The 22414-nt window shown below is 64.1% G+C and carries 21 protein-coding genes; 9 read left to right on the top strand and 12 right to left on the bottom strand.

Annotation, left to right across the window (positions count from 1 at the left end; genetic code table 11):
- The first annotated feature begins 12 nt into the window (after positions 1-12).
- From RH858_RS04700 to RH858_RS04685, 4 genes are all read left to right on the top strand, one after another.
- Complete coding sequence (locus tag RH858_RS04700; RefSeq protein WP_259535095.1) at positions 13-1470, top strand: proton-conducting transporter membrane subunit; 1458 nt, start codon at positions 13-15, stop codon at positions 1468-1470.
- A complete protein-coding gene (locus tag RH858_RS04695) occupies positions 1467-3308 on the top strand; it encodes a Na(+)/H(+) antiporter subunit D (RefSeq protein ID WP_259535096.1) in 1842 nt (613 codons plus the stop codon). The genes RH858_RS04700 and RH858_RS04695 overlap by 4 nt, the downstream gene beginning before the upstream one ends.
- 99 nt (positions 3309-3407) lie before the next feature.
- Entirely contained in the window at positions 3408-3914 is a 507-nt protein-coding gene (locus RH858_RS04690) for a hypothetical protein (RefSeq protein WP_259535097.1), read from the top strand.
- A gap of 104 nt (positions 3915-4018) precedes the next feature.
- A complete protein-coding gene (locus RH858_RS04685; RefSeq protein WP_310561240.1) occupies positions 4019-4819 on the top strand; it encodes a ZIP family metal transporter in 801 nt (266 codons plus the stop codon).
- A gap of 73 nt (positions 4820-4892) precedes the next feature.
- Here the strand turns inward: RH858_RS04685 and RH858_RS04680 are convergent, their stop codons facing one another.
- Positions 4893-6236: a sodium-dependent transporter gene (locus tag RH858_RS04680; protein WP_310561239.1), complete on the bottom strand. Its 1344-nt coding sequence runs from the start codon at positions 6234-6236 to the stop codon at positions 4893-4895.
- Positions 6237-6434: 198 nt separating this feature from the next.
- On the opposite strand from RH858_RS04680, the gene RH858_RS04675 reads away from it, so the two are divergent.
- On the top strand, positions 6435-7655 hold the full coding sequence (locus tag RH858_RS04675; protein WP_310561238.1) for an ABC transporter substrate-binding protein: 1221 nt from the start codon (positions 6435-6437) through the stop codon (positions 7653-7655).
- Positions 7656-7692: 37 nt separating this feature from the next.
- Here the strand turns inward: RH858_RS04675 and RH858_RS04670 are convergent, their stop codons facing one another.
- The 6 genes from RH858_RS04670 to RH858_RS04645 form a co-directional block, all read right to left on the bottom strand.
- Positions 7693-8397, bottom strand: coding sequence for an ABC transporter ATP-binding protein (locus RH858_RS04670; RefSeq protein ID WP_310561237.1), 705 nt, complete (start codon positions 8395-8397; stop codon positions 7693-7695).
- Positions 8397-9224, bottom strand: a complete 828-nt coding sequence (locus RH858_RS04665) for an ABC transporter ATP-binding protein (RefSeq protein WP_310561236.1) — start codon at positions 9222-9224, stop codon at positions 8397-8399. Before RH858_RS04665 ends, RH858_RS04670 begins: the two co-directional genes overlap by 1 nt.
- A complete protein-coding gene (locus RH858_RS04660; protein ID WP_310561235.1) occupies positions 9217-10548 on the bottom strand; it encodes a branched-chain amino acid ABC transporter permease in 1332 nt (443 codons plus the stop codon). Before RH858_RS04660 ends, RH858_RS04665 begins: the two co-directional genes overlap by 8 nt.
- Positions 10545-11648, bottom strand: coding sequence for a branched-chain amino acid ABC transporter permease (locus RH858_RS04655; RefSeq protein WP_310561234.1), 1104 nt, complete (start codon positions 11646-11648; stop codon positions 10545-10547). The genes RH858_RS04660 and RH858_RS04655 overlap by 4 nt, the downstream gene beginning before the upstream one ends.
- 99 nt (positions 11649-11747) lie before the next feature.
- A complete protein-coding gene (locus tag RH858_RS04650) occupies positions 11748-12368 on the bottom strand; it encodes a hypothetical protein (RefSeq protein ID WP_310561233.1) in 621 nt (206 codons plus the stop codon).
- Between the two features lie 70 nt (positions 12369-12438).
- Positions 12439-13518 carry an aminopeptidase gene (locus RH858_RS04645; RefSeq protein ID WP_310561232.1) on the bottom strand — a complete coding sequence of 360 codons (1080 nt, stop codon included), beginning with the start codon at positions 13516-13518 and terminating at the stop codon, positions 12439-12441.
- A gap of 116 nt (positions 13519-13634) precedes the next feature.
- Here RH858_RS04645 and RH858_RS04640 point away from each other — a divergent pair, with 116 nt between their 5' ends.
- Complete coding sequence (locus tag RH858_RS04640) at positions 13635-13982, top strand: hypothetical protein (protein ID WP_310561231.1); 348 nt, start codon at positions 13635-13637, stop codon at positions 13980-13982.
- A 58-nt stretch (positions 13983-14040) separates the two neighbouring features.
- On the opposite strand, the gene RH858_RS04635 is transcribed toward RH858_RS04640, so the two are convergent.
- The 3 genes from RH858_RS04635 to RH858_RS04625 form a co-directional block, all read right to left on the bottom strand.
- Entirely contained in the window at positions 14041-15327 is a 1287-nt protein-coding gene (locus tag RH858_RS04635; RefSeq protein WP_259535103.1) for a tRNA pseudouridine(54/55) synthase Pus10, read from the bottom strand.
- A 106-nt stretch (positions 15328-15433) separates the two neighbouring features.
- Positions 15434-15625, bottom strand: a complete 192-nt coding sequence (locus RH858_RS04630) for a hypothetical protein (RefSeq protein ID WP_310561230.1) — start codon at positions 15623-15625, stop codon at positions 15434-15436.
- 141 nt (positions 15626-15766) lie between these two features.
- Positions 15767-16093, bottom strand: coding sequence for a hypothetical protein (locus RH858_RS04625; protein WP_259535105.1), 327 nt, complete (start codon positions 16091-16093; stop codon positions 15767-15769).
- Between the two features lie 387 nt (positions 16094-16480).
- Here RH858_RS04625 and RH858_RS04620 point away from each other — a divergent pair, with 387 nt between their 5' ends.
- Positions 16481-18340 (top strand): ATP-dependent helicase, encoded by a 1860-nt coding sequence (locus RH858_RS04620; RefSeq protein ID WP_259535106.1) that lies wholly within the window; start codon positions 16481-16483, stop codon positions 18338-18340.
- Here RH858_RS04620 and RH858_RS04615 read toward each other — a convergent pair.
- Both RH858_RS04615 and RH858_RS04610 read right to left on the bottom strand, forming a co-directional pair.
- Positions 18337-18624, bottom strand: a complete 288-nt coding sequence (locus tag RH858_RS04615) for a hypothetical protein (RefSeq protein WP_259535107.1) — start codon at positions 18622-18624, stop codon at positions 18337-18339. The two genes, RH858_RS04620 and RH858_RS04615, sit on opposite strands and share 4 nt — an antisense overlap.
- A gap of 50 nt (positions 18625-18674) precedes the next feature.
- Complete coding sequence (locus tag RH858_RS04610; RefSeq protein ID WP_259535108.1) at positions 18675-19115, bottom strand: metal-dependent transcriptional regulator; 441 nt, start codon at positions 19113-19115, stop codon at positions 18675-18677.
- A 185-nt stretch (positions 19116-19300) separates the two neighbouring features.
- On the opposite strand from RH858_RS04610, the gene RH858_RS04605 reads away from it, so the two are divergent.
- Positions 19301-20719, top strand: a complete 1419-nt coding sequence (locus RH858_RS04605; RefSeq protein ID WP_310561229.1) for a hypothetical protein — start codon at positions 19301-19303, stop codon at positions 20717-20719.
- Positions 20720-20761: 42 nt separating this feature from the next.
- Positions 20762-22402, top strand: a complete 1641-nt coding sequence (locus tag RH858_RS04600) for an ATP-binding protein (protein ID WP_259535110.1) — start codon at positions 20762-20764, stop codon at positions 22400-22402.
- Positions 22403-22414: the final 12 nt, after the last annotated feature.

Raw genomic sequence — 22414 nt, 5'->3', positions numbered from 1 at the left:
AGACTTGAGACGATGATACTCACCGGACTGACGCTCCCGATTGCAGTTGCGCTTCCGTACGCGGGAGCCGTCCTCGCGCTTTACATGGGGCGTTCCGTCCGTCGCACAGGGTGGCCGATTGCCGCTGTGACGCTGAGTTCCACGCTGGCTGTCGTGGCCCTCATTACTGTACAGGTCGCCGCCTCCGGCGTCATCTACTGGGAGTACGTTTACGTCCCGGACGTTCGGACGGTTCCCTTCCAGGCCGACGGGCTGTCGGCGACGTTGCTCTTCGTCGGTGCGTCGATGACCGCCGGAGCACTCGCGTACACCCGGTCTGCAGGTCCTCGGGGGAATCGATTTTACGCCGGCTATCTCGTTCTCGCCGGGAGCATCAACGGGCTGGCGGTTACTGGAAATCTGTTTTATGTGATCGTGTTTCTCGAACTCACGTCGCTTTCGATCATCACGCTGGTCGCTGCAAGCGACAAGGAGGGGGCGACGTTTGCGGCGATCAAGTACCTGTTCCTGGCTGCATCCGGCGGCGTCGTCGCTCTCATGGGGGTCGGCGTCGTCTATACCCGGACCGGTACGCTGCTGCTTTCCGAGCTTCCCGATGCGATCGCGGCAGTCGGGTACGCCGATCCCGGATTCCGGATCGCGTTCGCCCTGATCGTCGTCGGCCTCTCGATGAAAGTCGGGCTGTTCCCCCTCCACGGCTGGCTGGCGGACGCCCACGCGGCGGCGCCGGACGCGGTCAGCGCCCTTATTTCCGGGGCGGTCCCTGCCCTCGCCGTCTTCACGTTCGTCCGGATCGTCGTCTCCGCGTTCACGCCGGATTTCCTGGCGGTCGTACCCACGCTCGAGGCGGTGTTCCTTTACGGCATGGTTGCCATCATGCTCGTCGGAAACGTGCTGGCTCTGTATCAGCGCCACGTAAAGCTCATGCTGGCGTACTCGACGATTGCTCAGTTCGGTCTCGTGGCGATCGGTGTGGCGCTGGCAAACGACACGGCCACGTTCGGGGCGATTGTCCAGATGGCGGGCCACGGGTTCGCGAAAGGGGGGCTGTTCATCCTGTCGGGGATGCTCTCTCTTCGGTTCGGAGCCCGGACGATCGAGGAGTACGCCGGCCTGGCCGATCGTGCACCACTTCTGGGTGGGACGTTCGTCGTGCTGGCTATCTCGATGATCGGCCTGCCACCGACCGTCGGATTCGTCGGCAAGTGGTATATCGCACTGGGTGCGATCCAGGAGGGCGCCGTACTCGTCGCCGCCCTGGTCGTCGTGAGCACCCTGTTGACGCTCGGATATACTGTGCCGTTCATCAACGCACTTTACTTCAAACCGTTCGATGAGGAACGATCCGACCGCCGCGACCGCCCCGCCGTTACGCGGGGCATGACCGCCGTCGTCGTCCTTGCTGCCGTGGTCGGCATCCTGCTCGGATTGACGTCGAACTGGATGCTCGAGGTGATGGTCGTCACATGATCGGGCTCGAACTCGTTCCGGCGATCCCGGTCGCAATCGCCGCCCTGCTTGCACTCGTCCTCCCGGACCGGATCAGCTACACGTTTGCCGGCGTCGTCCTGGCGGGGATCTCGATCTGGACCCTCCTCGTCCCCGCCGGTACGGGCCCTGCGGTCGGATTTCTGGGGTTCGACGTGATCCTCGTCGAAGTCGATGAGATCACGCGGCTCGTCGGGGTCGTCTTCGCCGGGTTCGGAACCGCTGCAGTCGGATACGGTGCGATCACGGACGCCGACCGGCGGCATCTCGCCGTCGCTCTCGGTTACGCCGCGGCCGCGTTCCTCGCTGTTTTCGCGGGGGACTGGCTCGGGCTGTTGATCGGCTGGGAGATCATGGCGCTTTTGAGCACGCTTCTGGTGTGGCTTCACGGGAGGGACGCGATCCGTGCGGGCTACCGGTACGCGCTCTGGCACGGGCTCGGCGGCGGGCTCTTTGCCGCCGGGATCGCTGCTCACGCGATTGCAGGAGGCGGGACAACGGCTACCGCGCTCCAGTTCGACGGGACGGGGATCACTCCGGGGCTGCCGACGCTGCTGGTCGGGACGGCGGTCGCGATAAACGCGGGCGTGATCGGGTTGCACGCGTGGCTTCCGGACACCTATCCCCGACCGCACGTGATGGCTTCGGTGTTTCTCTGTGTGTACACGACGAAGACCGCCGTCTACGCCGCCTACCGGGTGTTTCCGGAGGGGAACTTCGTTCTCGCATATGTCGGGGGCGTGATGACGATCTACGGGGCAGGATACGCACTGGCACAGAAAGACATGCGCCGACTGCTGTCGTATCACATTCAGGCGCAGGTGGGGTACATGCTCGCGGGGATCGGAATTGGATCTGCGCTCGGGATCGCCGGCGGATTTGCCCACCTGTTCAACAACGTCCTTTACAAGGGACTGCTGTTTATGATCGCCGGTGCGATCGTGGTCCGGACCGGACGGAACCGCCTCGACGAGTTCGGGGCGCTTGGGACCGCCAGTCCCGTACTCCTTGTCGTGTTTCTGATCGCCGCACTCTCGATTTCGGCGGTGCCGGGGTTCAACGGATTCGTAAGCAAGGGGATGGTGATCGACGCGAGCGTGGCGGCGAACCGGCCCGTGCTGCGGTGGCTGTTGATCGCCGGCGGGGTGGGGACGGTGATGTCGTTCGCCAAATTCGGCTATTACGCGTTCTTCGAAGGGGAGCCCGTATCGGTGCCGAAGACGGTCCGCGGGGAGTGGATCGTTTACGGCGGGATCGCAGCGGCGTGTGTCGTTTTCGGGCTCGCTTACGAACTTCTCTTCGGGCTCCTTCCGGCGAGGGACGCCTGGGGGACAGATCCGTATTCGACGTCACACCTCCTCGAGGGTGTCGCCATCGTCGCGACCGGCCTCGTCGGGTTCGTCCTCTCGAAGAAAATCCTCGATCGACTCCATGGCGGCGTCGACGTCGATCGAGTCGTAGATCCGCTGGCCTTTCGGGGGACGCGAGCGGTCTCACGTGCGATTGCGAGCGTCGCCGCAGGGGCCAACAGAACGACGGCCGACGCCGGCTGGTGGATTCTCGGGACGGTCCGCGATCGTGGAGGGCGGACGATCGGCGACGAGACCGCCGACACGGTGATTTACGCTGCGATCGACGTCGTTCGGGCTCCCCGGAATCGGATCGTTTCTGCCCTTTCACCGCGTCTCCTCGAGCGATATCACCGTCACCAGCAACGAACCCCATTCAGCGAAACGGGATTCAAACTGAGCGTGGAGACCAGTGTCCTCGTTCTCGCTTTCGTCCTCGCGCTGGTCATCGCACTTGCGCTGTACTTTTGAATGTCTCCCTAGTCGACTGCCGGGGATCCGTGCCAAGGTGCAACCCGGTCGTCAACGAGCCGGGCATACGCTGAAGCCGATCGAACCTAATGTGAACACATGACGCACGAACTCCGGTTCTTCGAGCGGATTCGACAGCACGTCGCCTCGCTGTTGCACGCCCCGATTTCGATTCTGGGGCTGTACGCAGAGCGGACGACGCCCCACGACCAGTACGCGCTCACGATTCGACAGCCTTACGAACTGTTCGAGGCTGAACTCCATCGACTGGGGTTTATCAGGAACCTCGTCTCCTCGCTCAAGCGACGGGAGTACGCCGCCCCCGCGGAGGTGACCGTCGCCAGCTGGGTGTGCTATCCCCGGGGAGCATTGCGGAGCCACTATCAGCTCCATCTCGGGCTTTATGTCGGCCCGGACGAGGAGTCGACCGACGTGTATGCCCACTGGGAGCCCTCCTGGATCCGGCATCCGATCCGACACTACCGTGCCCGGGAGGTCGACGCCGAAACGGGGGTACAGAAGATCAGGGACCTGCTGTCCGAGGCGGGGGTGGAGTACGTCGTGAAACCCGTCGAGGACCGTTATCCCCCCGCAGAGACGGCGTAGCACACGTTGGTCCCGACTGAGTAGCACACGTTGGTTTTGGGTGATGTGATCTCTCGGAGGCGAGACGGGCGGGTATTTATCCCGGGCGATGGAACGGGCGGACGATGCCACTGTTCGGCGAGCTGGCGATCGTTTTCGTAGCGGGGCTCGTCACCGGCCTCGCGACGGGACTCGGCGTGATTCCGTTCTTTTTCGTCCGGGAGATCTCCGGACAGTGGCTGGTCGTGTTGTGGGGGCTCGCTGCTGGCGTGTTGCTGTCGGCGGCGTCGTTCGGACTGCTCGTCGAGGGGGCTGCAGACGGGGAGTTCACACACGTCGCGGCTGGCTGTCTCGCCGGCGTCGGGTTCGTCTACGTCGTCGATCGGTTGCTCGAAGATTACGACCTGTTTACCGGTCCCGACGCCTCACCCGACCGACGGACCATGATCCTGGTGGTCGGTGTGCTCACGCTTCACAGTCTCCCCGAAGGGATCGCGGTCGGCGTTGCGTTCGCCGACCTTGATCCAACCGTCGCCTTCGTCGCCGGCGAGTTCGCGGTCTCGACGCTCGCGGTTTCGATGCTGATCGCGATCTCGATCATCAACGTGCCGGAGGGACTGGCGATCGCGATTCCGCTCGTCTCCTCCGGTATGGGGCGGTGGCGGGTCGTCGGCTGGGCGGTGTTTTCGGGGCTCCCACAGCCGATCGGGGCGGTCGGCGCGTACCTGTTGACTGCGAGTCTTCAGCAACTGCTTCCCGTGAGTTTCGGCTTTGCCGCCGGGGCGCTACTGTATCTCGTCGTCGCCGAGTTCCTCCCGGCGGGAGTCACCGCGGGCGAGGGGCTACCCGGTGGCGGCCGAGCCGAACTCGCCGTCGGAACCGTCGTCGGGTTTTTGGGGATGTTGGGACTGTTGACGCTCCTGTGACGGATCTCGTCTGTCGTTATCGAAAGACGGAGATGGCGATCCGAAAACTGCAGATTCGTCAGTCGTCAGCCGATCACAGCAGGTCGATCGCCTCGATCGTCTCAGGGAGTGTTTCGATCAGCCCCTGCACGCTGAGAACTAGCGTGATGCCGATGACGACCAGGATGATCGTCCGAACGTGCCACAGCCAGGCGCCGGGCAGCCACGCTACCGAGACGCCCTTGCTCACCTCGTCGAGCGCTTCGTCGTAGAACCAGCCGACGAACAGCACGAGCAGGAACACCGTAAGCGGGAGGAACAGCTCCGCAGTCACCTGGTCGTACAGCTCCAGGACGGCCAAATCCAGCGCCGTCGGGATTCCCAGAAGGAAGATCCCGCCGGCGACGATTCCCGTGGCGACGGGTCGGTCGAGCCCGAACCGGTCGATGAGGAACGAGACGGTCACTTCGGTGAGGCTGATCGCCGACGACAGCGCCGCCACGAGCACCGTACCGAAGAACAGCACGCCGATGATCCGGCTGCCGGGCAATCCAGCTATGGCGCCCCCGACGCCGATGAACAGCTCGCCCGCCCCGCCGGCGCCGGGCTCGACGCCGATAGTGAACAGCACGGGGAAGATCATCAGGCCGGCCATGATCGCGATCGCGGTGTCCAGGCCGACGATCCAGGCGCCGTCACCCACGAGGCTCCGGTCGTCGTCGATGTAGGAGGCGTAGGTGATCATGATCCCCATCCCCAACGAGAGGGTGAAGAACGCCTGTCCCGCCGCCGCCGGCAGGATCGACGTCCAGTTGGCCGCGACCGCTCCCGGCTCCGGCGAGAGGTAGTAGGCGTACCCCTGTACGGCGCCGTCGAGCGTGAACCCGTAGACGATCAGCACGATCATCAGGGCAACCAACGCCGGAACAAGCGCCTTCACCGCCATCTCGATCCCGCGCTGGATCCCGAGGCCCACGATGATCGCAGTGATGCCCATGAACAGGAGATGGAACAGCAGCGCGTCGGTTCCTGCGGCGATATCGACGAAGTACTCGGCCGGTTCGGCGAAGTACGCCCCCGTTGCACTCGCCAGCGTGTATCGGGTCACCCACCCGGCGACCATCGAGTAGAAGGACATGATGATGAACCCACCCATCACGCCCAGTACGCCGGCGGCTGTCCACGCCCGATAGCCCAGTCGATCGAACGCGTCGATCGGGTTCCGTTCGGACCGGCGACCGATCACGAACTCGACGAGGATCGCCGGCAGGCCGATGAGAAGGATAAATGCGAGATACACCACGAGGAAGGCGGCACCGCCCTCCTGTCCGACCTGGAACGGGAACCGCCAGATGTTTCCGAGCCCCACGGCGCTGCCGACCGCCGCGAGGATGAACCCGATACGAGTCGCCCATTGTTCTCTGTCAGAGGATGACATCCCAAGGTGTCTGTGCATCACTGTTCATTAAAAAACCACTGCATGACGACGGCGTTTCGGTGACGATTCAAAGGAAAAGTGGTGAAAAACCGCAAAATAGTGGGAATTTAAGTAAAACGTCGGGACCGTCCCGGCCGGCAGATATCGACGCTACCATCGAAGTCATTATATGTATGTCTCCCTGTCAATAGTGTGAGTATGTCACACAAGACAAGCAGACGGACCGTGTTAAAAGGCATTGGAGCCGCTGGATTGACAGCCGGACTGGCGGGTTGTGCCGGCGCTGGCGACGACCACGACGCAAGAGTGGGCGTGCTCCAGCCGGCCACCGGCGACCTGGGTGATCTGGGCGCACCGATTCAGGACGCCGGCGTGCTTCCGGGGCTCCAACTCGAAGACGAGGACGTGCCCTACGAAATCGAAATCCGTCGGGAGGACACAGAGACCGAACCCGAAGTCGGGATCGAACGCGCACAGGCGCTTGTCGACGCTGGCTTTCCGTCAGTTACTGGTGCCGCCTCATCGGGTGTCACGATTGCCGTCGCGCAAGACGTGTTTTTCCCGGAGGAAGTCGTCGGGATTTCCCCGGCGAGCACGTCCCCCGACATCACGGACATGCCCGGGGACTATCTGCTCCGGACCTGTCCGACGGACGCGCTGCAGGGGGTCGCAGCGGCGACCCTCGCGTACGAGGATCGTGGACTCGAAACGGCGTCGACGTTCTTCCTGAACAACGACTACGGGCAGGGTCTAAACGACGCGTTCGTCGAGAACTACCAGGAACTGGGCGGGGCAGTGTACGAACAGGAGGCGTTTGAAGCCGAACAACCGTCCTACGACTCCGCACTCGAAGTGGTTCTGGGTGACAACCCGGACCTCCTGTACGTCGTCGGATACCCCGACAGCGGGGAACAGATCTTCCGTGACTTCTACGAGAACTTCGACCCCGACGACACGCTGGTCATGGTCGCCGACGGGATGCAGAGCAATTCGCTCCCCGGAGACGTCGACAACCCGATGTCGAACGTGATCGGGACGGCCCCGGCGGCGGTCGGACCGGGCCGTGAAACGTTCGACCAGCTGTACAACACGGAGTTCGGCAGAAGTCCAGGCGTGTTCACCTCGCAGGCGTACGACGCGACCGCGGTTCACCTCCTCGCACAGTTCCGCGCTGACGAACTTTCGGGGCCGGCCGTCAGCGAACAGATCCGGGAGGTCGCAAATCCCGGGGGCGAAGTGATCACTCCCTCCACGCTCGCGGACGGCCTCGAGATGGCCGCCGACGGCGAGGAGATACAGTACCACGGGGCCTCCAGCGAGATCGTGTTCGACGACAACGGCGACCTCGACGCCGCGACGTTCGACATCTTCGAGTTCGACATCGACGGGTACACCGTCACCCAGCAATTCGAACTGTAACCGAGAAACGAACGTTCGATATTTCCGAGGTCGGAAATCAGCCGCCGAGGAAGTCCTGGCGAACCTGTTCGTCGGCGAGCAGCGCGTCCCCCTCGTCCACGTAGCGGTTCTGCCCCTGGACGAGCACGTAGCCGCGGTCACACCGCCGAAGGGCCTCCTTGGCGTTCTGCTCGACCATCAGGACGGCGGTCCCGTCGGCGTTGATCGCGTCGATCCGGTCGAACATGTCGTCGACGAGATCCGGGGCCAGCCCCGCGCTGGGTTCGTCCAGCATCAGCAGGTCCGGATCCAGCATCAGCGCCCGACCCATCGCGAGCATCTGCTGCTGGCCGCCGCTCATTGTGCCGGCCTTCTGGGCCTTCCGCTCCTCGAGGATCGGAAACCGGTCGAACACCCGCTGCAACCGGTCTCCCGGAACCTCGTCCAGGATGTACGCCCCCATCTCCAGATTTTCCAGCACCGAAAGCGAGGGGAACACGTTGTCGCTCTGGGGAACGTAACCGATGCCTGTCCGGATTATCTGTTCGGGTCGGAGGTCGGTTATCTCCTCGCCGCCGAAGACGACAGAGCCCCCCATCAGGGTCGTGAGCCCGAAGATCGACTTCATCACCGTCGACTTCCCGGCGCCGTTCGGACCGACGATTGTCACGTACTCCCCGTCTTCGACGACGAGGTCGACACCCTCGAGGATCTGGAGGTCCCCGTAGCCGGCGTCGAGGTCCGAGACCGAAAGCAGTGCCATCAGACTTCACCCCCCAGGTACGCCTCGATGACTTCCTCGTTCGACTTGATCGCCGCGGGCGGTCCCTCCGCGAGAACCTGTCCCTGGTGCATGACGACGACGTGTTCGCAATGGTCCATGATTACGTCCATGTCGTGTTCTACGAGCAGGAAGCTGTACCCCTCCTCCTGGAGGTCGTGAATCCGGTCCAGGAGCTTCCGCTCCAGCGACGGGTTGACCCCCGCCATCGGTTCGTCAAGCAGCAGCATCTCCGGATCCGTCGACAGGGCCCGCGCGAGTTCCAGTAGCTTCCGCTGGCCCCCGGAGAGGTTGCCGGCGTACTCTTCGGCGAGGTGGTCGATCTCGAAGAACTCCAGCGTCTCCCACGCGTGGTCCCGAAGCTCCGCTTCCTGTTTGACGACGTTCCCCCGGGCGATCGGGGCGACCGACCGCCATATCGACTCCCCGAGCTGGCCCTTCGGGCCGAGCATCACGTTCTCGAGGACGGTCATCTCGGGGAGCTCCCGGGCGATCTGGAACGTCCGGACGAGTCCCCGATTGGCGATCCGTTCGGGGGTTTCGCCGGTGATGTCGGTTCCGTCGAAGACGACCGATCCACCGTCGGGACGGTGGACGCCGGTGATGCAGTTGAACGTCGTCGATTTCCCTGCCCCGTTCGGGCCGATCAGGCCCGTGATCGACCCGCGTTCGACCGCGAAGCTCGCGCCGTCGACCGCCACGATCCCGCCGAACCGTTTCTCGAGCTCCTCGACTTTGAGGACCGGGCTGTCGACCCTCGTTTCGTCGGCGTTGTCCTCCAGTCGCGTCGCGGATTCGGTGTCACTCATCTGTACCACCTCCCTCGGGTCGGGAGAGATCCGTCGCTGCGGCGATCTCCTTGCGGTCGCCCAGCAGTCCCTCCGGGCGATAGATCATCAAACCCACCAGCACGACGCCGATAAGCACCCACCGGATCTCATCGAGGCTGCCAACGAAGTAGCCGACGAGCGGCATCGGATCCAGCGCGGCGAGTTCGACGAACGCGTCGTAGATCGTCGGTGGCGATCGAACGTCGAGGTTGGACCGAAGGATCGTCCGAACGAACCTGGGGCCCTCCCAGAGGAACGCCGCGAACACGAACCCGCCGACGACGCTTCCGGTGTTCGACCCCGCCCCGCCGACGATCAGGGCGACGAAGATGTAGAACGTGACGACCGGCATGAAAGACTCGGGCGTTACGAGCGACCGGCTACCGATCCAGAGGATACCGGCCAGTCCCATCAGCGCACACCCGAGCGTGAACACCTTGATCTTCGCCCGCTGGGTGTCTTTCCCGAGCGACCTGGCGACGATCTCGTCCTCCCGGATCGCCTTGAGGATCCGTCCGAACGGCGACCTGGCGATCCGTTGTAACAGGAGGTAAAACAAAAGGACGAACGCGATGATCACCAGCGCGTACAGCAGGCGATTGACGATTGACTCCGACACGCCGACCAACGCCCCGACGAGGTACAGCCCCTCCCCGATCACTCCGATCCCAGGCAGATTGAGCAGCCACGGAACGACGGTGTCGACGGGCGTGTATCTGACGCCGCTACCGCCGCCCGTCCCGTATATTCGGTCCCCGTATTCGATTCGGCGGAGGGTTCCCGACGTGATCGTCAGCCGGACGATCTCGGAGAAGCCGAGTGTGATGATCGCGAAGTAGTCGGCTCGCACTCGCAACGCCGGCAGGGCGATGACGGCACCGACGAGTCCGGCTGCCAGGGTTCCGCCGATAACGCCGATCGGGATCGGAAGCCCGAACCCGGCGGGGGTCCCGTCCGGAGACGCCGTCAGAATCGCCATCGTGTAGACGCCGACCGCCATGAACCCCGCGATGCCGATGTTGAAAAGCCCTGTGTAGCCCCAGTGGAGGTTGAGCGCGAGCGTGAGCAGGGCGAACACCGCCGCGAAGAACGTCACCGTCTGGAGGAAGCCAGCGGTTTCGTTGATCGAAACGCCAGTGAATATCCCCAGCAAGCCGAACGCGACGTACGTGGCGAAAACGAGACCCACGACGAGCAGCAAGTCGGATTTCCACCGACCGGCGCTGGCCGTGAGCGTTTCGGGGGCGTCTTCTCCGTCGGTTCCGTCTCTGCCGGTCCCGTTGCCGTCAACTTCTTCGCTCATGCTGTTTCTACCCCCCCGAATAGCCCGTCGGGTTTGAAGATCAACACGAGGATCATCAACGCGAAGGCCGCCACTTCGTTCAGGTCACTGGGGATCCAGACCAGCGAGAGGTTGATCGTGATGCCGATGACGAGCGACCCCGCCAGCGCCCCGTAGATCGAGCCAATCCCGCCCAGGATCACCGCCGCGAAGATCAAAAGTAGCAGGAACCACCCGAGGTTGATGGTGATCTGTGAGCGATCGAGGACGATGAGGTAGCCGGCGACGCCTGCGAGCCCCGAGCCGATGATCCACGTCGCCGTGATCACACGTTCGGTGGAGATGCCGGTCACCAGCGCGAGATCCCTGTTGTCCGACATCGCCCGCATCGACTTGCCGAGTTTGGTGTATTGCAAGAGGAGATGGACCGCGATGATCAACACGACAGCCGAGACGACCAGTGTCAATTCGTGGAGATTGACCCGGTCGATCGGCAGGGACGCGGGCTCCCAGAACGGCGCAGCCGCGACGACCCCCCGGGAGTCCTGGGTGTAAACGATCGCAACGATATACCGCAGTGCCAGTGCGACACCGACGCTGGCTATGAGAAGGGTGATCCCGCCGGCATCGCGGAGCTGTTTGTAGACGAGGCGATCGATCGCCAGCGCGATGAGGATCGTGAACACCGCCGCCGCGATCAATCCCAGCACGATCGCAAACGGGGAACCGACGATGCTCATCCCGAGAGCGCCGGCCCGGGCACCGCCGTCGGCGTCGAGCAACAACCTGCTTCCGAGCCCCGCAGCGCCGACGCCGCCGATCAGATAGGCGACCGTCCAGCCTCCGAACGCGCCGACAGTGACCAGATCTCCGTGCGAGAAGTTTGCAAACCGGAGAATGCTGTACGTCATCGACAGCCCGATCGCCGCCAGGCCGATGTAAAGCGAGTCGACGATACCGTTCCACAGGAGCGACGAGAGTCGTGACGTCGGAAGGTCACCGACGAAAACGAGCCGGACGAGATCCAGCATCAGAACCACGATCCCCAAAAGGAGTAAGAACCCGAACAGATCCTGTGCGGTCGGGTCCTCGACCCGCTCCTTCCACCTTGATATGTTCATCCGTGTCAAGGTACTTCCCCCATACGACATATACTTCACGCTACGTGCCGGTTTTTCCCGCCGCGGGTTTGGGAGGCGCGATCGATATCCCGTCCGGGGCTACCCCGGACCGACGACGCTGAAGTCCGCGGCGATTGCGCCCCCGGGGATTCCCCAGTAAACGAACCTGTAGGGACCGGTTCCGAGCGGCGGACAGACCGAAAGCGATGGCGACGCCTCGGTCTCGCCGAGATCGACGGGTCCGGATTCCTCGAGAGGAAGATCCCAGACGAATCCCTCGCCGGGACCGTGGACGGTCCCCGACTCGCCGCGTTCTCCGTCGAGCCATTCGTCGACGGATTCGTCGGTCGTCCCCCGGACGTCCTGCCAGCCGGCCTCGGTGGCCCGCTGGAGGCTGAACGCCGTTCTCGGGCCGGTCTCCCGGGGTTCGTCCGTCCGGTTTCGGAGGGCGACTCGGACCGTGCTCCCGTAGGCGATCGTCCGCCCGTCCAGCGCCAGTTCGAACAGTGGCTCGCCGTCCCCAACGAACGTCGTGTACGACACCTCGTCCTCCTCGAACGGCGGTTCGAGGCGGCGAAAGCCTTCGTCCTCGCAGACCAGATCCGCCGGCGTTCCCTCGGGCCCTTCAGGCTCCCTCCCGGCGCCTCCGAGACAGCCTGCCGATCCGACTGCAGTTGCTGCACCGAGGGCCGAAAGCAGTCCCCGTCGGGTAACTCGCATGGGACGGTCGAAGGACCGCAGCTAAAAGAGCCTGTCCGCCGTCGCCGATCCTGGCGGTCGAAATCGAAGGCTAGAATCCGTCCTCGAAGACGAACGTCCCGTCCCGCTGGATCGTTTCCCCGTCGACTTCGATGGTCGAGTCTTCGCTCATGTCGACGATCATGTCGACGTGTTCGGCCGACTCGTTGCGTTCGTTTCCGTCCCCGACCGTGTCGGGGTAGGCCGATCCGACGGCCATGTGGACGGTGTCGCCCATCTTCTCGTCGAACAGCATGTTGTAGGTAAACCGATCGATCGCCCGGTTCATCCCGATGCCGAGCTCGCCGACGTATCGGGAGCCCTCGTCGGTGTCGAGGATACTCTCGAGCAGGTCCTCGTTGCGACCGGCGCTGTGGCTCACGACGCTCCCGTCCTCGAACCGCAGCCGGACGTCCTCGATCTCCCTGCCGTATCGATACAGCGGCATGTCGAAGTGAACGGTTCCCTCGAGGCTCTCCCGGACCGGGGCGGTGAACACCTCTCCGCCCGGCAGGTTCGCCTCCCCGTAGTCGTTGAGCGCGGTGTTTCCCGCGATCGACATCGTGAGGTCGGTTTCCTCGCCCGACTGAATCCGCACCTGTTCGCCCTCGTCGAGGATCTCCTCGAGGTTCGCCTGTCGCTCCCGCTGGGCGTCCCAGTCCAGCGAGACGGCGTCCCACACGAAGTTCTCGTAGGCCTCGGTACTCATGCCGGCCAGCTGGGCGTGACCGGAGGTCGGGTACTGTGTGAGACACCAGGTCTTCGAGAGGCGCTCTGTTTTGACCGGCTCCATCGCCCGGTTGTAGTCGGCCGTCGTCTCCGGGTCGACGTCGCTTTTTTCGGTGACGTTCTTCCCGCCGCGGGCGATGACGAAGACGTCGGTCTCCTCGTACAGTGCGAGCCGATGCTCGGGGAGTTCGAAGTCGTCGCTCGATCGCTGAAACGCGCGGTCTGCGCGCTCGGAGTGGCTGAGATACACAGGGTTCGCTCCGCGATCGCCACACAGTTCGTGCAACGCGACGGCGAGGTCCTCGGCCTCCGGCGGCATCTGAATGACGATGTCGTCGCCGGCCTCGATGCCGGTCGAGTGATCGACGATGATCTCGGCGTGTTCGCGAACGCGCGGGTCCATACGCCTTCGGTTCGGGGGCGAGGACATACGCCTTGCGAAACGGGTCACTGCGGGTCGGCAGTTGTCGGAGTGCCCGCACCGACGCCGTTTTGAGGGGTAACTGTGAAATACCAGGCGTGAGCGAGGGGGACGACTGGCGAACGGCACTCTCTGAGGCGGGTGAACTCACCCCGGAGATAGCCGACGCCATCGTCTCGGCACACGGCGACCGCGGCCAGCGGGCGATATCCGCCGTCGGGGAGGGGCGAGTGAAGCAGTACCGGGATTTCACCGTCGTCGTCGGTCTCTCCGAGGAGTACATCGTCGAAAACGGGGACTGCCACTGCAAGGACAGCGAGTACAACCTCGACTCGACGGACCCGGAACAGCGGTGCTGGCACGCGCTGGCGGTCGACGTCGCGGAGGCGCTCGACGCCGTCGACTACCACGATATGTGGTACTCGGAAGTACGGGAGTTCCTGTAGTTGAGCGAGGCTCGGTGCGGCGAACCTCCCCGAGATCACTCCGAAGAGAGTCCGGAGATCACTCCCGGAAGTACTCCGGATCCTCGAACGGCTCTTCTTCGCCTTCCACCGCCAGGACGTCGAGTGCAGTCACCGTCGCTTCGACGCCCAGCAACCCTGCAAGGCTCGGTTCCGTCCGCCCTTCGTCTCCGGAGATCAGCTCCTTTATGTACAGACCACCCTCACCGTCGATCTCGACGGTCGCCCGTCGCGGTCCATCCAGCGTGGCCTCGATGTCGTACACCGTTCGCTCCCGGGTCTTGCTCGCGCGCCGGTGGTCCACGCGGTTGGGAGTGTACTGCTCGACGGTCACACCCTCGAGCGACTCGACTGCCTCCGAGAGCATCTCCTCGTCGACGTCCTCGTCGAACGTCACCGTCGCGCGGTAGCGCTTCGAGGCTGGCAGCCGTTTGACGCGCTCGACCATCTCGTAGGTCGCCAGCCGGAGCCCCTCGACTTCGATAGCTCCGTCGGCGAACGCGTTGACGTCCTCCTCCAGCCGCTCGACGTCGACGCGCCGTCGCGTCGGCTCCGAGACCTCGATCACGAACGGTCGCCCCGTCCCGAGCATCTTCGCGTCGACGTCCTCGCGCCCTGCGCCGTGAAAGGTCGCGTCTGTGCCGTCCATCACGTCCCTGACGATCGGGGCGGTGAGCTCCTCGACGCTTCTGTCGTACAGGTAGCCGGTCCCGCCGCAGTGGTCACACTCCAGTTTCCCCTGGCGCCCCGATCCGTGACACTCCCTGCAGGGCCACTCTGTCTGCGGGATGTCCCGCTCTATTTTCCGGTATCGCCCGTAGACGAACGCGCTGTTTATCTGACGCTCGACTCGGTCGTCGGCGACGTCGATGGTGAACTGGACGTCCGGCCGCTCGAAGGACACTTCCGTGTCGGTCAGTCGGCCGACCCGCTTTCCGACTTCCCTGTTTACCTCCGACTTGAGCGGTTCGCCGGCGTCGTCCTCGAGGCCGGCATCCTCCCTGAGAAGCTGTTCGTTCTCCGCGAGCAGCGGCGGGACGCGGGTTCCGACCTGATACGTCTCGAACTCGACGTCTTCGATCGTCTCGACGCAGCGACGTGCCCACTCGTCGAACCGTCCGCACAGCCCTTCACACACCCAGCAATCGTCGGGTTCGACGTCGTCTGGCTCCTCGTCGGAACGCAGCGCGAGCGCGACCCGGAGCGATCGGCCTCGCTGTTCGTTCGTGAGGCCGTAGCTTCGGTCCGCAAACGGGCGTCCGAGACACGCGTCGCACACGGGTCCTCCCGCCGTGATCCGGGCAGCGACGTCGAGTAAGTCGTCCATACTGTGAAAAACAGTCGTGGCGGTAAACCGTCTTGTGGTTCCGTTTTCGCCCCGGAGCCGTCGTTCGTCCAGTGGACGGTCGACGCCGATCGGGTACCGTCTCCTCTCAGACGACGGCCCGGTGTGCGACGGCGCCGACCGCCATCGCGCCGAGGTAGCCGACGACCGCGGGGAACGCGGCGGCGACGACCGCGACGGCCAGCGCCGCAAAGAAGCCGGCCACGAGCGCGGGGTTCTGTGACGCGTTCGCGGGGCGTGCACTGTGCTGTTCGTAGGGCGATTGGTTGGGGTCTAACATTGTCGTCTCCTGTCTTGTCGCAGTGCGTTTCGCACCCGGGAGACCCTGGAGGGCGTGTCGAGGTGCGATCGATTCGGCGTCAGCGGGGACCGTCTCGTTCCTCGGAGCCGTCAGCGGGGACCGTCTCGTTCCTCGGAGTCGTCAGCGGGGGCCATCCTCGGGGGAAGCCGGCGAGACGCCGACGAGTTCCGCGAGTTCACCGCGCAGGGCATCCGGCGAAGCCGAGGTTCGGAACTGTGCGGTCGCGTCCACGCTGAGATCGTTGAGACGCGGCCGGAGTTCGTGTACCTCGAATCCGACGAGCCGGTCGACCGCCGACGGCCTGGCGAGTTTTGTCTCGACCCCCTCCCGGAGGTCGCCACCGCAGTCGCGAGGAACCTCCACGCGAACGCGAACTTCGATCCGGGCCTGATCGTCGGCCTCGTGGCTGTCGGGGACTGTCCGCCTGTCGTGTCGTGCTGCTGCCATTGGATTCGGGGCTGGGTGGTGTGACGTTTGAAGGCCGAAACGGAGTCGGGGGCGACGGCGACACCTCGCCGGTCGGCACGCGGAGAAAGTGCAGCCGTCGCCGGAAACGTGCGTTACGCGGCGACGGCCGGGAGTCCGACCACGTCACCGCGAGCGAGACGCACGGACCACTTGGGGATAGTGGTCGACGGGTTCGCGGTTGGGTACGTGGTCATGGGTTGATCGACCCGGGGATCCGGGACAGACAGACCGTAGGATGGAGGGATATTAATTTTTGTTTGTGTATGGTACACACTGTCGGATCGTCGAACGACCGGTTTTTCTTCCGTTTTCACGACGTGACTGTAGCCACGTCGTTTATACGGGTTCGGGACCAGAGAACGTGTAATGAGTTCGGACCCGACGGTAACCCGGCTGTTCGGCGGCCCGGGGAGCGGAAAGACGACTGCACTTCTCGATCGGGTCGAGGAGCTGCTGGAGGAAGAGGACGACGTCACCTTTCGGGACGTCCTCGTCGTCTCGTACACCCGGGCGGCGGCAGCCGAGGTCCGGGAACGCCTCGCCGAGCGTCTCGACGTTTCCCCTCGATCGCTGCAGGGGAACGTCTGTACGATGCACGCGAAGGCGTACGAGCTGTTGAACCTCTCGCGTGGGGACGTCGTGGGCGAAGACGACAAAAAGGAGTTCTGTGAGGACTACGGCATCGACTTCGAGGACGAGCACAGCGGCGCCGGACGTCGGACTGCCCGGTCGACGACGATCGGCAACAAGATCATCGCCACCTCCCAGTGGCTCCAGCGAACCCAGCGTGACGTCGCCGACTGGTACGACGTCCCGTTCCAGTGGGACCTAGAGGAGGTCCGTCTCCCGCCGGAGATCGATCCGAACGCTCAGGAGGGCAACAAGTACACCCCGACGTGGCCGTCCTCGGACGACCGCATCGACGTTCCCCAGACGATCCGCGCGTGGCGGGCTTACAAGGGCGAACACGGGCTCGTCGGCTTCGCCGACATGCTCGAACGCGTCGCACAGCGATCACTGTTACCCAACGTGGACTACCTGGTGATCGACGAGTTCCAGGACATCACGACCCTCCAGTACGAGGTGTATCGGGAGTGGCGCCCCCACATGCGGAAGGTGCTGATCGCCGGCGACGACGACCAGGTCGTGTACGCCTGGCAGGGTGCCGACCCCGACCTCCTCCTCGATACCCCGGTCGACGAGGACGTCGTGTTGCCGAACTCCTATCGGCTTCCCTCGCGGATCCTCGACGCCGTCAACGCCGAAGTCAGACACATCGACAAGCGGCAGGAGAAAGACCTCAAACCCCGCAAGGAGGGCGGGCTCGTCGAGGCCCAACAGAACCCCTCGATGCTCGAGGTCGCCCGGAACGTCCGGTACACCGTCGAAAACGACGACGAGGAGACGATCATGGTGCTGTTTCGGGCCCGATATCAACTGTTCCAGTTCATCGACGAGTTCATCGACACCGGGATCCCCTTCAGCGCGCTCACCGACCAGCGGATGTGGACGGATCGACTCACCGACTACGTGCGGGCCATCGAAGCGATCGACGCCGACGAGCCGGTCACCGGCCTGCAGGCGCGCCGACTCGCCGACATGCTGCAGGCGTCAGCGTTCGGCACGAACGACCGCGAGGAGTTTTACGACTTGCTCGAGGAGATCGAAGAGGCGGCCGACGTCGACGACATCGCCAAGATCGACGTCGATCCCGACCGGATCCGCGATCGAGTCCCGTTCATGCCCGGCCCCGCAAGCGCCGGCGACATGCTCCGGAAAGTAACGAGCTTCCAGCGCAACTCCGTGAAGGCGTACTTCGCGGGCGACTACCACGGGATGGATCCCAATCGGGTGCGGGTCGGAACGATCCACTCCGCGAAGGGTCGCGAGGCGGATCACGTGTTCGTCGGCACCGATCTCACGGAGAAGGTGGTCGAACAGATGGCGGCTTCGGTGGACGATCCCGGAGACGTTCCGGGGATCGACGGAGAGTTCACCAAGACGACGAGCCCGGTGCCGATCGTGACCGACAACGAGCGCCGGGTGTTCTACGTCGGGATGTCCCGAGCCCGCGAGCGTCTCGTCCTGCTGGAGAACGTCATCAAGGGCGCGCCGACGCTCCCGATCAGCGTCCTCCTGTGTGGGGAGTCACGCGCCGAACCGATCGACGAACTGCTTGAGGAACTCGGAATCGCGCCGTCGGTAGAAGCAGAGACGGCGACCTAGTCCTGCGGTTCTGTCCCCTCGTCGCCGCCGTCGGTGACGCTTTCGTCGCTGTCGTCCACGCTCCGGAAGCGCCGCGGGAGCAATCCGGAGACGAGTGCTTTCACGATCCGCCCCGGATCGAAGAAGAACTGGGGCAACACGACCATCGCGACGGCGACGGCGACGAGCCCCGCCCCGAACAGCGTCTCCCCGCCCAGGATCCGGAGCACGCCGACGTTGGCAAGCGGGATGGCGAACACGAGCGTCGTCGCCAGCCCGATCATGTCGAACAGTCCGAAACGCATCACAGAGGCTACGCCTCTCGACGATAAAAGTTCCTCGTCCTCCGGATCGGTCACCCGAACAGGCGCGAACAACGGTCGGCCTCGCGGTCGTAACAGTCTGGACACTCATCGGGGAGGTCGACGAACCGGTCGAGCGCGCGGGCCACGTCGTCGCTCATCGCGTGTTCGAGCCGGCACGCCTCCTCGTGGAACCCCGTGGTCTTGCCCAGTTGTTCGACGAGGAACCGTTCGATCCGACAGTGTTTCCGCAGGACGCGTTCGGCTTCGCGCGTCCCGGTTTCGGTGAGCCGCGTCCCCCGGTGTTTCTCGTGGGTTGCGAGCCCCTGTTCGGCAAGCCGATCGACCATCTCGGTTACGCTCGGTGGGGACACTCCCAGCGAGTCGGCCAGCAGTCCAGTTTTGGCCGGCTCACCGTCCCGGGAGAGCAGATATATCTCCTTCAGGTACATCTCGACGCTTTCGCTGTACTGTTTTTCGGGTTCGTGGCTCATGACTCGTTTTCGACTCCCGTGGGTCGTCGTCCGGTGCGGCCGCGGACACGTCGAAGTTGTATCCTCCCGGTCAAGAGGTTTCCCGTTGTGACACTCGCGATTGCGGTGGGTTGTCGGGTGGTCCGGCTCTCAAAAACGGTAACTACACCGAACAGTATTTGAAGGGGTGGTAATAGCTGTGACATATGGTGCGTGATCTGGGGCGGACTCTCGTCGTGGGGTTTCTCGGTGTCGTGCTGTTGCTCTCGCTTCTGGGGGCCAACCTCGTCGTCGGGGTCGACAGGACTGCCCTCGAGGGCGACTTCGTGAAAGAGAGCCTCGAGGAGGAGGACGGGTACGCGGTTCTGCTCGAGGAGATGCAAGCGGGGATCACAAAACAGCAGGAACCGGCCGACGGTACTGCCGAGGGCGAGCCGGATCCCGAGGAACTGCTCGGCGAAGTGCTCACCGAGGAGTATGTCCAGGAACAGACTGACGCGAACGTCGACCGTCTGTACGCGTATCTGCACGGCGAGCGCGAGGAACTGTATCTCGCATTCGAGACGGCACCACTGAAGGACGACCTCGCGGCGAAAATCGCGGAGTCACTCGTGGACGTCGAGGAGATCGCCGAGACGGATCCGCGGTTCGCTGCGCTGCGGGAAAGCGAAACGGAGTTCGAAGCCACGAGAGCGGAGTTCGAGGAGGAACAGAAACAGCGCATTCAGGAGGAAACCACGCCGTACCTCACCGACGAGGAGCTCGAGGAGGCGTACGACGAATCGCGCGAGGAGATCCGCGAGGAGGCGATCGCCGAACTCGAAGCCGATCTCGCACAGGAAGAGTACCCGCCGGCGGTCGAACGCGCTGCACTCGAACTGGGGACGGTGTACGTCGACGGGTTGATCGAGGCGGACCTCACCTACGGGGAGTTCATCGAACGCGTCGAGAACGCCGAGGCGACTCTCCTCGAGGCGGCGGAAACGGCGGCGCACAACCAACTCGACGAGGAACTTCCCGACACCGTCGAATTGACCGAAGGGCTGACCGACGAGGACAGACAGGAGCTGGAGACGGTCCGTGACGGCGTGTCGCTTCTGAGTCTCCTCGCCATCGTGCTGCCGGTGATTGCCTTCGTCGTCTCGGCGCTCGTCGGCTGGGTCGCCGTCACCCGATCGACGAGCCTTCTCGTCGTCGGATCGGCGTCCGCACTCGCCGGAGCCGTCCCCCTCGCGGGCCTGACCGTGTTGCAGGACGTCGTCGTCGAGGAGCTGGAATCCGCCGCAGGCCACGGGGAAATCCAGCCAGAATTCGTGGAACTGTCGCTCGGTCTGCTCGATCGAACCCTGGCGGTGTTCTTCGCTCAATCGTGGGTGCTCGTCGGCCTCGGGCTGGTGCTGGTGGTCGGCGGTATCGCGATTCGCACCGGGATCGTTCCCGTCTCGGATCGGCCGACATCGGGCTCCGACGTCGCAACTGTGGACAGAGACGATGAATCGGTGGAAACCGACGACGGAACGGAGGACGACGAGTCCGGGCAGATGGACGAGAATCGGGAGGGAACTGAAGGGGAGTCGGATCCCGGCGGTGACGACAACTCCGACGACGACCCGACCGTCGGGTGACGTTCCAAAACGTTGATACAGGTGGACGGTACGTCTATCGTAATGGTGCTGTCGACTTCGTCGATTGATCCGCTCTTTCTCGGATACGTTCTGCTTTTCGCTGTTGCCGCGGCCGGGTCCTTCGCGAGTCTGGCGAAGGTCGACGCAGTCGACGACGAAGACACCCAGTGGGGACTGTACACGCTGCTGCTCGCGAGCGGTGCCTGGGCGACGACACACGTCGGCTATCTGCTCGCACCCGCCCCGTCGTTCCAGTATGGCTTCTACGTCGCCGGCCTGGTCGTCGGATTTGCCGCGGTCGGCCCGTGGTTGTATTTCTGTTCGGCGTACACCGGGCGATCGTTACACCGGGACGCCACCATCCGACGGCTCGCGCTCGGAGTGTATCTCGCCGTCGTCGCAGTCAAACTCACCAATCCGTTGCACGGTCAGTACTTTACGACCGAACTCGCGACGGTGCCGTTCTCCCACCTCGCGGTGCTTCACCAGCCGCTCCACTGGCTCGTCATGGGGCTGGCGTACTCGCTTGCGGTGGTCGGGTTCTTCATGCTGTACGAGCTGTTCTTTCAGGTCGGCGGCGACACCAAACCGCTCGCAGTTCTCGTGGCGCTCACCGGACTTCCGGTCGTGTTCGACGTTCTCGGGGCCGTTTCGCCGGTCGTCCTCCAGTTCACCTACTCGCCGATCGGTGTCGCCGCCTTCGCGATCGGGGTGCTTTTTGTCTTCCTCGATCGGTTCCAGCGGGTGCAACTGGCCGGCGCCAGAGACGACCCGGTCGTCGTCCTCGACGACGACGGAGAGCTGTGGGACTACAACCGTCCGGCCCTGCAGCTGTTCCCCGCGCTCGGCGGCGCTATCGGGAAGCGACTCGAGGCGGTCGTTCCACATTTTGCCGACCACGTCGCTGCAGGGGAGGAGCTCATCGAGATCGACCGCGAGGGAGACGTCCGCTACTACCAGCTCTCAACGAACCCGTTCACGACCGGCCACACCCGACTGGGCCGGGCGATTACGCTCACCGACGTCACCCACCGGGAGCGATATCGACAGGAGCTCGAGCGACAAAACGAGCGTCTCGAGGAGTTCGCGGGAATGATCTCACACGACCTCCGGAACCCGCTCAACGTCGCGACCGGCCGGATCGAACTGGCCCGCGAGGAACACGACAGCGAGCATCTCGAGGCTGCACGTGACGCACTCGAGAGGATGGAAGCGCTGATCGAGGACGTCCTCGCGGTGGCGAGACAGGGACAGCCGATCGACGACCCCGAACCCGTCGAACTGTCGACGGTCGTCCGGAACTCCTGGGGCATGGTCGAAAGCGAGGGCGCGGAGATACGGATTACAACCGACCACCGGGTACAGGCGGATCCGGATCGGCTGCAACAGCTGCTCGAGAACCTCTTTCGCAACGCGGTGGAGCACGGCGGTAAGGAAGTGACGGTGACGGTCGGTACCTCGCCGGACGGTTTTTACGTCGAAGACGACGGTCCGGGAATTCCGGAGGAAGAACGCGGGCGCGTCTTCGAGTCCGGAGTCACCACCAATCAGGAAGGGACGGGGTTCGGCCTCGCGATCGTGAACGGGATCGCCAATGCCCACGGCTGGACGGTCGAGATCGTCGACGGCGACTCCGGCGGTGCCCGATTCGAGTTCGGGAACGTGACCGTCCTCGGCGACTGAAAACGGTGGCTG

This window comes from Halalkaliarchaeum sp. AArc-GB (genome assembly GCF_031432225.1).
Classification (GTDB): Archaea; Halobacteriota; Halobacteria; order Halobacteriales; family Haloferacaceae; genus Halalkaliarchaeum.
This window is presented reverse-complemented; position numbering and strand designations above follow the sequence as displayed.